The following is a 10,468-nucleotide window of genomic DNA, read 5'->3' as shown; positions in this document are numbered from 1 at the left end:
CACGCACCCGGCCGGCACACGCGCGCCCGGCCGGCACACGCGCCCGGCCGGCACACGCGCGCAAGCACTGCAGCCACACACGAAATCTCGCGTGTGGCTGCAGTGTTCGCGCGCGGTTGTGTCCGACAGTTGTTCTCGACGGTTGTGGTCAGCGCTCGTCGTCGTCGGCGGGGTCCATGGTCCCGGCCATCGCGGCGGCGGGGATGATCCCGCCGACGAAGACACCCAGGATCGCGACCCCGCCCATCGCGTAGGCGAGGCGATGGCCGTCCCCGAGTTCCAAGGAGGATCCGAAGACCAGCACGATCCCGGTCACGAAACAGAGTCCCACGAGCACCGACAGCGCGGTGGACCTGGCGCGCAGGAGTGTCTGCGTCTCGAACTCGTCGAGGTAGCGCGGCGGGGCGGTGTCCTTGACGTCGATGACGGTGCGCAGCATCGTCCACACCGTACAGATCGCCACCGCCATCGGCACCCAGGCGATCACGATGGGGAGCCAGAAGAACCCGGCCAGGGCGATCAGCGCCATGACCGCGACGCACGCCCAGTTCAACCGGACCAGCAGTCGGCGACGCTCGGGGGTGCGCCAGGAGGGCAGGCTGCCGGAGAGTCGGCCGACGGTCGTCTCGTAACGGCGCTCGGCGGCGGTCAGGGTGTCGTCGGCGATCGAGTTCATGGTGTGTCCTCTGCTCGTGGTGCGTCCGGTGGTGTGCGGCGGTAGATCTCGGTGGACATCGGCTGGAACTCGTCCCGGGAGAACACGGCCTCGACGGGCAGGTCGAACACCGCGCAGATGCGGAAGGCCAGATCCAGGCTGGGGTAGTGGTCGCCCCGTTCGAGCGCCCCCACGGTCTGGGGGTTGACCTCGATCCGTTCGGCGAGCGAGGCCCGGCTGAGTCGGTGCTCGGCCCGCAGGACGGCAATCCGGTTGTAGATGGGGAGCTTTTCTCCCCGTCGCACTGGGCTCATGCAATGCAGTGTTGTAAAAACCCAACGATCTGTCAAGTCTGCCGACGGCGTATTCTGGCTCACATGAGCAGCCTCCACGACATCACCTTCACGACCATCGACGGCGAACAGGCCCGGCTCGGTAACTACGCGGGGCACGCCGTCCTGGTGGTCAACGTGGCCAGCGAGTGTGGACTCACCCCGCAGTACGAGGGTCTGCAGGAACTGGCGGACGACTACCGGGACCGCGGGTTCTTCGTCCTGGGCTTCCCGTGCAACCAGTTCATGGGTCAGGAGCCCGGTGACGAGGACGCGATCAAGAAGTTCACCACCGAGAAGTACGGGATCTCCTTCCCGCTGGCGGCCAAGGTCGACGTCAACGGCCCGGATCGCCACCCGCTGTACGCGGAGCTGACCGCGGTCGCCGACGCCGACGGCCAGGCCGGTGACGTGCAGTGGAACTTCGAGAAATTCCTGCTCTCCCCCGCGGGAGAGGTCGTGGGTCGCTTCCGTCCCAAGGTGGAGCCGGGCGCCCCCGAGCTCACCGAGGCGATCGAGGACGTCCTCCCGGTCTGACCCCGTCCCGGCGCGTCACGTCCGGCCGGGGCGTCACCTCCCGTAGGGCCACCGGACGTACACCTCGCCGTCGTCGCTCCGTCACATGGGGCTGCGACCATGGCGACCATGACATCGCGCCCGGCCACCGCCCGCCTCATCGTCTCCGTCTCGGGTCTGCGGGACTCCACTCTCGAGGGAGCGGTCGACCTGGTCGGCGACCTCGAACGGCGACGCGTGCCAGTCTCATTGCTCGTCGCGCCGAGGCGGGGGCGTGAATACCGGATGACCGAGGACCGGGCCACCCAGGGGTGGCTCCGGCACCGTCGCGAGCGGGGTGACTCGATCGTGCTGGGTGGATACGACGAGGCGGCTACCCGACCGCGCCGGCCCGAGTTCGCCGCGATCGGACCTGCGGAGGCGGCAGTCCGTCTCGCCGCTGCGGACCGGATCATGGCCGATATGGGCCTGAGGACGCGGCTTTTCGCACCTCCTCGGTGGAACGCCTCGCCGGGGTGCCTCGAGGCGCTGCCCGGCGCGGGCTTCCGGCTCTGCGCCTCCCTCGTCGGCGTCCATGACGTGGTCCGCGGGACCACGGAGCGTGGACGGGCGCTGTCGATCGGGGAGGGCTTCATCGCCGACGCCTGGTGGTGCCGGGCCCTCGTCACCGCAGCCTGTCGGACGGCGGCGTCGGGAGGTCTGGTGCGCGTCAACGTCTCCGCCACCCAGCTCTCGCGCCGCGCACCGCGGTCGGCGTTGTTGGACGCGGTGGATCGGGTGACCGGGGAGTACGGGGCGATCGCCGGCCGCTACGAATGGCCGGCGGTCGCACTGGCCCCCGCGGCCTGAGCCATTCGGTGGCCCCGCCGACTCCTAGTACGATTGGCAGCCGAGCCCCGGCCGGTCCGGGTCCGCCCCCGCGTTTCCACCGATCGAGGAGATCCACCGTGGCCCGAGTCGTCGTCGAAGTCATGCCCAAGGCCGAGATCCTCGATCCGCAGGGGCAGGCCATCCACCGGGCCCTGGGCCGTCTCGGCCACACGGGCGTGACCGACGTCCGTCAGGGCAAGCGGTTCGAGCTCGAGGTGTCCGACGAGGTGTCCGACGCCGAACTCGAGGAGATCGCGTCGTCGCTCCTGGCCAACACGGTCATCGAGGACTGGACGGTCGTGCGCGTGGACACCGCGGAGGTGGCCTCGTGAGCGCACGGGTCGGCGTCATCACCTTCCCCGGCACGCTCGACGACATCGACGCCTCGCGGGCCGTGACCAGGTCCGGCGCGGAGGCCGTCTCGTTGTGGCACGACGACGCCGACCTCAAGGGGGTCGACGCCGTGGTGGTGCCCGGCGGATTCTCCTACGGCGACTACCTGCGTTGCGGCGCGATCGCCTCGATGGCACCCGTCATGGGCGAGGTCATCGCGGCCGCCCGGGGAGGGATGCCGGTGCTGGGCATCTGCAACGGCTTCCAGATCCTGTGTGAGGCGGGCCTGCTGCCCGGTGCCCTCGGGCGCAACCGCGACATGCACTTCGTGTGCCGCGACGAGTGGCTGCGCGTGGAGAACACCGACACCGCGTGGACCGGGCGGTTCGAGCAGGGGGCCGAGATCCTCATCCCCCTCAAGTCCGGCGAGGGGCGCTTCATGGCCACGGCGGAGACGATCGCGCAGCTCGAGGGCGAGGGGCGAGTGGTGTTCCGCTTCGCCGGCGACGCCCCCAACGGATCGACCAACGGCATCGCCGGTATCTGCTCGGAGAACGGCCGGGTCGTGGGCCTCATGCCCCACCCGGAGCACGCGATCGACCCGCTGACCGGCCCCTCCGACGACGGCCTGGGGCTGTTCCTGTCCGCCCTCGACTCGGTGGTCACCGCCTGACCCGAGACCTCTACTCGCCACGACGGGCCCGCCGGGATCACTCCCGGCGGGCCCGTCGTTCAGCAGGGTGGGTCCGCGATCAGAAGGCCGGGGCGCTGCTCCCGATATCCGCCCCGGCTCCACCGAGGATGTTCAGCAGCAGGCCCGGGAGGATGAACGCGGCCTGCGTGAGGGTGTCCACCGCGGAGGACCCGGTGGGCTCGCCGACGCTGCCCGAGGCCTCTCCGATGATGGGAAGGATGATTTCGCTGACCGAACCGACGAGGTCCATGTGGTCTCCTTTACGTAACCGCCCCGAACGGTCTCGGGGTTGATGCCTGCCACCCTGGTGGTCGCAGGTACAGGCGAGTCTGCACCCGGAGTTGGACACGTGGGGACTATTGCGTCCAGTTCGTTACATTAGTGTTTGCTGAGATTCTGACCCTCGAGTGGGTGTGGGCAGACCGGAGCTCGGCGGATCGCCCGTCCTGCCGGCCCTCATGGATGCGGGCGTTCGATCCTCCGGACCGGCAGCGGTCGCCGGACCCGTGGACTGCGGTAGGCGTGGAATGCGGTAGAACCGTGGGGTGAGCGAATCCACCACCCAGCCCGAGTCCGCGTCCGACAGATCCCACCGGCCGTTCGACATCGTCGTCTACGGTGCGACCGGCTACACCGGCGGCCTGGTCGCCGACTACCTGATGCGCAACCTCCCCGAGGGGGGCGCGTGGGCGGTGGCGGGCCGGTCGAGGGTGAAGCTCGATGCGCTCGTGGCCAGGCTCAGCGCCGAGATGCCCGACGTCCCGGCCCCGGGGATCGTGGTGGCGGACACCGGGGATCCGGAGTCACTGGCGGACATGGCCGGGTCGGCCCGTGTCGTGCTCACCACCGTGGGCCCGTACCTCGAGTACGGCGAACCGCTCGTCGCCGCCTGTGCGGAGGCCGGTACCGACTACGTCGACCTCACGGGCGAGCCCGAGTTCGCCGACCGCATGTACCTCGAGTACCACGACACGGCCGTGGCCTCCGGCGCGCGCATCATCCACGCGTGCGGGTTCGACTCCATCCCCCACGACCTGGGCGTGTACTACACCATGAAGCAGGTCCCCGAGGGGGTACCGGTGGCCGTGTACGGCGCGGTCCACGCCGACGCCCAGTTCTCCGGCGGCACCTACCACTCGGCCATCGGCCAGTTCGCCAGGCTCCGCCAGGCCGCCCGCACCGCAAAGGCGCGGCGCGCGAAGGAGGGCAGGGTCGAGGGTCGGCGCATCAAGTCGGTGACGGGCAAGCCGCACCACGACAGCGTCCTCGGTCGCTGGTTGGTCCCCCTGCCCACGATCGACCCGCAGATCGTCCTGCGCTCGGCGGCCGCGTTGGAGAGCTACGGCCCGGACTTCAGCTACGCGCACTACGCCTCGGTCAAATCGCCTCTGACCGCGACGGCGGGCATGGTCGGGGTCGGGGCGCTGGCCGTGGGTGCGCAGATCGGCCCCATCAGGTCTCAGCTTCTCAAGAGGATCGATCGTGGCGCCGGGCCGAGCGAGTCCCGCCGCGCCCGGTCGTCGTTCGACGTGACCTTCGTGGCGTTGGCGGGTGGGCGTCGGGTGGTCACCCGGGTCTGCGGCGGTGACCCCGGATACACCGAGACCTCCATGATGATCGCGGAGTCGGCCCTGTGCCTGGCCTTCGACGAGCTCCCCGCTCTCGCGGGGCAACTCACCACCGCCCAGGCGATGGGGGACGCGCTCCTCGCGCGCGTCGAGCGCGGGGGTCTGACCTTCGAGGTGCTGTCCACCTAGCCCCGGCCGGGAGCGGATTCGCGGGCCGCCGGGGGCCGACTAGACTCGCCCCCGTGACGACTCACGTGGATTCCATCTCGCACGCCTCCGACACCCCCGAGCTCGCCCAGCCGTGGGCCGAACTCGGGCTGAAGGAGGACGAGTACGCCCGGATACGCGAGATCCTCGGCCGTCGGCCCACGGACGCCGAGCTGGCCATGTACTCGGTCATGTGGTCGGAGCACTGCTCGTACAAGTCCTCCAAGGTGCATCTGCGCTACTTCGGCGAGACGACGACGGACGAGATGCGATCCACCATGCTCGCGGGAATCGGCGAGAACGCCGGCGTGGTCGACATCGGTGACGGGTGGGCCGTGACGTTCAAGGTCGAGTCACACAACCACCCCTCCTACATCGAGCCGTACCAGGGCGCCGCGACCGGTGTCGGCGGGATCGTCCGCGACATCATGGCGATGGGCGCGCGCCCGGTGGCGGTCATGGACCAGCTGCGGTTCGGCCCGGCCGACGCGGACGACACCCACCGTGTGCTCCCGGGCGTCGTCGCGGGTGTCGGCGGTTACGGAAACTGCCTCGGTCTGCCGAACCTCGGCGGTGAGACCGTCTTCGATGAGTCCTATGCGGCCAACCCGCTGGTCAACGCCCTGTGTGCTGGCGTGATGCGGGTCGAGGACCTCCATCTCGCGTTCGCGTCCGGGACGGGGAACCGGATCATCCTCTTCGGCGCCCGGACAGGACTCGACGGGATCGGGGGAGTGTCCGTCCTCGCCTCCGAGACCTTCGAGGAGGACGAGCACGGCGCGCCCGTCAAGCCCCGCAAGCTCCCCAGCGTCCAGGTGGGGGACCCGTTCGCCGAGAAGGTGCTCATCGAGTGCTGTCTCGAGCTCTACCGCGAGGAGCTCGTGGTCGGGATCCAGGACCTCGGGGGAGCGGGTCTGGCCTGTGCCACCTCCGAACTCGCCGCGGCGGGTGACGGCGGGATGCACGTCGTGCTGGACAACGTGCCCCTGCGCGCCGAGGGGATGTCGGCGGCGGAGATCCTGTCGAGCGAGTCGCAGGAGCGGATGTGCGCCGTGGTGGCGCCGGAGAACGTGGACGCCTTCATGGAGGTGTGCCGCCGGTGGGACGTGTTGGCCACCGACATCGGTGAGGTCACCGACGGCGACCGGCTCACCATCGAGTTCCGCGGCGAGACCGTGGTGGACGTCCCCCCGCGCACCGTGGCCCACGACGGCCCGGTCTACGATCGCCCCCTGGAGCGCCCGGCGGACCAGGACGCCCTGCAGGCGGACACCACCGCCTCGTTGGCGCGGCCGACCACCGGCGAGGAACTGCGTCGCACGCTCCTCGACATGGTGGCCAGCCCCGCACTGTGTTCGCGCAAGTTCATCACCGAGCAGTACGACCGCTACGTGCGCGGGAACACGGTCCTGGCGGAGAACGCGGACGGCGGGGTCCTGCGGATCGATGAGGAGTCGGGCCGCGGCATCGCGCTGTCGACCGACGCCTCGGGGCGCTACACCAGGCTGGACCCGTACACTGGCGCCCGCCTCGCGTTGGCCGAGGCGTACCGGAACGTGGCCGTCACCGGCGCGCTCCCGGTCGCCGTGACCAACTGCCTCAATTTCGGCTCCCCCGAGGACCCCGGCGTCATGTGGCAGTTCCGCGAGGCCGTCCACGGCCTGGCAGACGGCTGCGCCGAGCTCGGCATCCCCGTGACCGGTGGAAATGTGTCCTTCTACAACCAGACCGGGTCCACACCCATCCTGCCCACTCCCGTCGTGGGGGTGCTCGGGGTGATCGACGACGTCGCGCGTCGTATCCCGACCGCGTTCGGAGACACCCCGGGCGAGAGCGTCTACCTGCTCGGTGAGACCCGGGACGAGCTCGACGGTTCGATCTGGGCGCAGGTCGCCCACCAGCACCTCGGCGGCATGCCCCCGACGGTCGACCTCGAGTGGGAGGCCACGCTCGCCCGGATCCTGGCCACGTGCTCCAAGGACGGCCTGATCACCGGCGCACACGACCTGTCGGAGGGCGGGCTCGCCCAGGCGCTCGTGGAGTCGGCCCTCGCCGGGGAGTGCGGCCTCAGAGTGGTGTTGCCCGCCGACGCGGACCCGTTCGTGTGGCTGTTCTCCGAATCCTCCGGCCGCGTGATCGTGTCGGTTCCCCGGGGCGAGGAGATCCGGTTCCAGCAGATGCTCACGGCACAGCACATCCCGCACACCCGCATCGCCGTCACGGACCCGGACTCGGAGGCCTTCGAGGTCCAGGGGCAGTTCACCCTCACCACCGCCGACCTGCGCGCGGCCCACGAGGGGACGCTGCCGGAGTTGTTCGGCGTCGACCCCGTGTGAGACCCCTCCTCCGGAGTCAGACCGCTCCGAGTACGGTCGCTCCGAATGCGGCCGCTCGGAGGTGGTCCGATGCGTGACCTCCGCAGGCGCGAGCGGGTGCTCGCGGTGGTCCTGGCCGGCACGGCGGGCTTCGTCGACGCGGTCGGCTTCCTGGTGGTGGGCGGTTACTTCGTCTCGTTCATGAGTGGTAACTCCACCCGGCTGGCCGTCGATCTGGTGGAGGGGGACCTCGGGGGCGCGGGCATCGCGGCCGTCGTCCTGGTCTCGTTCTTCCTCGGAGCGGTCGCGGGAGCGGTGGTGACCCGGCTCCGGCCCGGGGACGACCGCCCGGCCGTCCTGGCCCTGGTCGCCTCCTTGCTGTTGCTATCGCTCGCGGTGCACCAGCTCACCGCGGCCACGGTCGTCGGGGCGCCGGCGTCGATGACTGTCGTCGCGGCCTCGATGGGGGCCATGAACTCGGTGTTCCACTCCAGGGGCGAGGTCTCGCTGGGGGTCACCTACATGACCGGTGCGGTGGTCAAGTCCGCACATCGCCTGGTGGATGCGCTGGCGGGGGGGTCGTGGGCGCCCTATCGTCAGCAGGTCTCGCTCTGGGCGGCACTCGCGCTGGGCGGTGTGGCGGGCGCGGTACTCCAGATCGTCCTCGGCGTGGCCGCGCTGGGCGTCGCCGCGGCGGTCGTGGCCGTCGCCCTGTTCGTGACCGTGTGGGTGCGCGGGCGGGAGCGCCGAGGGGCGTGAGGCAGGGGGCCGAGGTGGGGCCCGAGGCCGGGACCAGAGGGCCTGGTTCAGCCTCGTCGCCGTGCCCGCAGATAGGCCTCCCGCGCGGCGAGGCCATGGACCACCTCGTCGATCATGGGACGGACGAACCGCGCGCGGTGCGCGGAGTCTGAGGCCGCCGCGGCGGCCAGGTTGAGGGCGGAGAACGCGGCGAGGGTGAGCGAGACCCGCACCAGGGTCACGCTGACCGGGACGCCTGCCAGCAGGCCGCCGAGACCCTCCGTCGTCCAGAGCGTCCACCGGGTCTCGGTGGCCTCGGGGATCGCTATCCACCCCAGGAAGACGAAGAACAGGAAGACCAGGCAGGCGAACAGCGCGGCCTGGATCAGGGTGGCGATCACCGGGACCAGCAGGACGTTGATCCGTTCGGCGATCCGCAGTTCCCGGCCCGGCGCCCGGGCCTCCAACTCGTCGTGGAGGTCGTCGCGCGTGGTGATGGTCACGAGGAGGACCGTGAGCAGGCCCATGACGCCCACCACGGCGAAGGTCCGCGGCCAGGACAGGGCCACCATCACCTGCCAGATCTCCGCGCTGAAGAACAGGAAGAGCACGGCCAACATGAGGACCGGCAGGACCCGGGCCACCATGTGGCCCATGGTCCCCAGCTCGCGCCGGACCCGCCGTGCGGACCAGCGCACGAGCGAGCCCGCGCCGACGTAGGTGCCCACCAGGACCCCCGCCGCGAGCAGAACGGTCGTGCCCGGGCCGGGGCCGTCATGGGGTTCGAAGGACAGCGGGGCCGCCACGACGAGCGCGACCGCCGAGGCGAGCCCGATGACGGACCCGGGCAATGGGCCCACGCGACGGACCACGCGGGCCACGAACCAGCCGAGGATCGGCGCCGCGATGAACAGTCCGAGTGCCAACAGGAGCAGGAGGATGATCGGATCGCTCACCGCCAGCTCCTCCCATTCGGGGGAGTCCTCTCCGACCCGCTCGAGCAGCGCCACCGCGTAGTCGTTCGAGCGGTCCAGTGCGGAGAGACCCGAGGTGGCCACCGCGAGGCCCGCGCTGACCCCGGCCGAACGGACGAGGATCTCCCGGGCCCGCGTGGACGGGACGATCATCATCGGCAGGCCGAGGTCCCGCAGGTGATCCTCGTGGGCGCCGAGGCTGCTGGCCGGCGTCGGAGCTGTCGTGGACACGGGGGATATTCTGGCAGTCATCGTGCTCCACGCGGACCGTACCGCGGACTATCGTCGAGCCATGCCCACCAGCGAGCGACCGGTCACGTCGCCCGGCGCGGAATCGGACGACCCTGCCGGGCCGGCCGGGCCGGAGACACAGGCCGGGCCCCCGGTCTACGCCCGCCTGCCGTCCAAGGTGCGGGACGACGACGTCCGTCCGGCGCTGCCGGGTCAGATCGTCGACACGGTGTTCTTCGCCCTGGCCACCCTCTCGGCCGGATGGTTGGGCTGGCGACTGTTGGACGAGGTGTGGCGCCACACGTGGTGGCACCTGTTCCTGCTGATCCCGTTCTGGGCGCTCGTGGCCTATCTGGTCCTGCCCCGCCTGCAGACCATGATCACCTCGGTCTACGTGCCCGGGTACTTCATCGCCCGCACCCGGACGTCAGACGGTCTGCTGGGGGACCCGGTCAACCTGGCCGTCGACGGCACGGCCCGGCAGATCCACGAGGCCATGACGGCCTGTGGTTGGGTGCTGGCCGACGACGTCACGGTCCGCTCGTCCTGGGGCATCATCCTGTCCTCGGTGCTGCGGCGGTCCTACCCCTCGGCGCCGGTGAGCCCCCTGCGGCTCTTCGGCCGGAGGCAGTGCCTGGCATACCAACAGGAGGTGGAGGGCAACGCGGCGCAGCGACATCACGTCCGGTTCTGGCGGTGCCCCGACGGCTGGCTGCTGCCCGGCGGCCATCGCGTGCAGTGGCTCGGGGCGGGAACCTACGACAGGGCGGTGGGGCTGTCGCTGTTCACCCTGCAGGTGACCCACAAGATCGACGCGGACATCGACGTGGAGCGCGACTACATCGTGGCCTCGATCCGGTACCACGTCCCCGCCGCGGAGGTCCGCGTACTCGAGAACTTCTCGGCCGGGTATCACTCCCGGAACGGCGGGGGCGACGCGATCCGCACGGACGGCGACCTGCCGGTGGTGGACCTGCGGGCCGTTCCGGTCCCCGAGGTCGCCGCGGCCGATCTGCCCGCCGGGCTGGTGCGGGC

General features: G+C 70.6%; 12 protein-coding genes. 8 read left to right on the top strand and 4 right to left on the bottom strand.

The window, feature by feature from the left end; genetic code table 11:
- Positions 1-148: 148 nt before the first annotated feature.
- Positions 149-676 (bottom strand): hypothetical protein, encoded by a 528-nt coding sequence (locus tag G6026_RS01800; protein WP_107755782.1) that lies wholly within the window; start codon positions 674-676, stop codon positions 149-151.
- Positions 673-969 carry a helix-turn-helix transcriptional regulator gene (locus G6026_RS01795; protein ID WP_182612074.1) on the bottom strand — a complete coding sequence of 99 codons (297 nt, stop codon included), beginning with the start codon at positions 967-969 and terminating at the stop codon, positions 673-675. Before G6026_RS01795 ends, G6026_RS01800 begins: the two co-directional genes overlap by 4 nt.
- Before the next feature lie 63 nt (positions 970-1,032).
- Here G6026_RS01795 and G6026_RS01790 point away from each other — a divergent pair, with 63 nt between their 5' ends.
- From G6026_RS01790 to purQ, 4 genes are all read left to right on the top strand, one after another.
- Positions 1,033-1,524 (top strand): glutathione peroxidase, encoded by a 492-nt coding sequence (locus G6026_RS01790; protein WP_182612073.1) that lies wholly within the window; start codon positions 1,033-1,035, stop codon positions 1,522-1,524.
- A 108-nt stretch (positions 1,525-1,632) separates the two neighbouring features.
- A complete protein-coding gene (locus G6026_RS01785; protein ID WP_107757982.1) occupies positions 1,633-2,352 on the top strand; it encodes a DUF2334 domain-containing protein in 720 nt (239 codons plus the stop codon).
- 98 nt (positions 2,353-2,450) lie between these two features.
- Complete coding sequence (gene purS, locus G6026_RS01780) at positions 2,451-2,705, top strand: phosphoribosylformylglycinamidine synthase subunit PurS (RefSeq protein WP_182612072.1); 255 nt, start codon at positions 2,451-2,453, stop codon at positions 2,703-2,705.
- The gene (gene purQ, locus G6026_RS01775; RefSeq protein ID WP_182612071.1) at positions 2,702-3,379 is read left to right on the top strand and encodes a phosphoribosylformylglycinamidine synthase subunit PurQ; all 678 of its coding nucleotides are present in this window, start codon (positions 2,702-2,704) and stop codon (positions 3,377-3,379) included. Before purS ends, purQ begins: the two co-directional genes overlap by 4 nt.
- A gap of 79 nt (positions 3,380-3,458) precedes the next feature.
- On the opposite strand, the gene G6026_RS01770 is transcribed toward purQ, so the two are convergent.
- Positions 3,459-3,650, bottom strand: coding sequence for a hypothetical protein (locus G6026_RS01770; RefSeq protein ID WP_107755787.1), 192 nt, complete (start codon positions 3,648-3,650; stop codon positions 3,459-3,461).
- Between the two features lie 295 nt (positions 3,651-3,945).
- Between G6026_RS01770 and G6026_RS01765 the strand changes: the two genes are divergently transcribed.
- The 3 genes from G6026_RS01765 to G6026_RS01755 all read left to right on the top strand — a co-directional run bounded on the left by G6026_RS01765 (position 3,946) and on the right by G6026_RS01755 (position 8,249).
- Entirely contained in the window at positions 3,946-5,157 is a 1,212-nt protein-coding gene (locus tag G6026_RS01765; protein ID WP_182612070.1) for a saccharopine dehydrogenase NADP-binding domain-containing protein, read from the top strand.
- Positions 5,158-5,210: 53 nt separating this feature from the next.
- Positions 5,211-7,511, top strand: a complete 2,301-nt coding sequence (gene purL, locus G6026_RS01760; RefSeq protein WP_107755789.1) for a phosphoribosylformylglycinamidine synthase subunit PurL — start codon at positions 5,211-5,213, stop codon at positions 7,509-7,511.
- 69 nt (positions 7,512-7,580) lie between these two features.
- Positions 7,581-8,249, top strand: a complete 669-nt coding sequence (locus G6026_RS01755) for a DUF1275 family protein (protein ID WP_182612069.1) — start codon at positions 7,581-7,583, stop codon at positions 8,247-8,249.
- Positions 8,250-8,296: 47 nt separating this feature from the next.
- On the opposite strand, the gene G6026_RS01750 is transcribed toward G6026_RS01755, so the two are convergent.
- Complete coding sequence (locus G6026_RS01750; RefSeq protein WP_107755791.1) at positions 8,297-9,433, bottom strand: hypothetical protein; 1,137 nt, start codon at positions 9,431-9,433, stop codon at positions 8,297-8,299.
- Between the two features lie 61 nt (positions 9,434-9,494).
- Here G6026_RS01750 and G6026_RS01745 point away from each other — a divergent pair.
- Positions 9,495-10,468 (top strand): LssY C-terminal domain-containing protein (locus G6026_RS01745; RefSeq protein WP_241727919.1); only part of this gene is annotated, 974 nt, incomplete at its 3' end.

It is taken from the genome of Dietzia sp. DQ11-38-2 (genome assembly GCF_014145055.1).
GTDB lineage: Bacteria > Actinomycetota > Actinomycetes > Mycobacteriales > Mycobacteriaceae > Dietzia.
The sequence above is the reverse complement of the archived record's forward strand: the minus strand, read 5'-3'. Positions and strand labels throughout refer to the sequence as shown.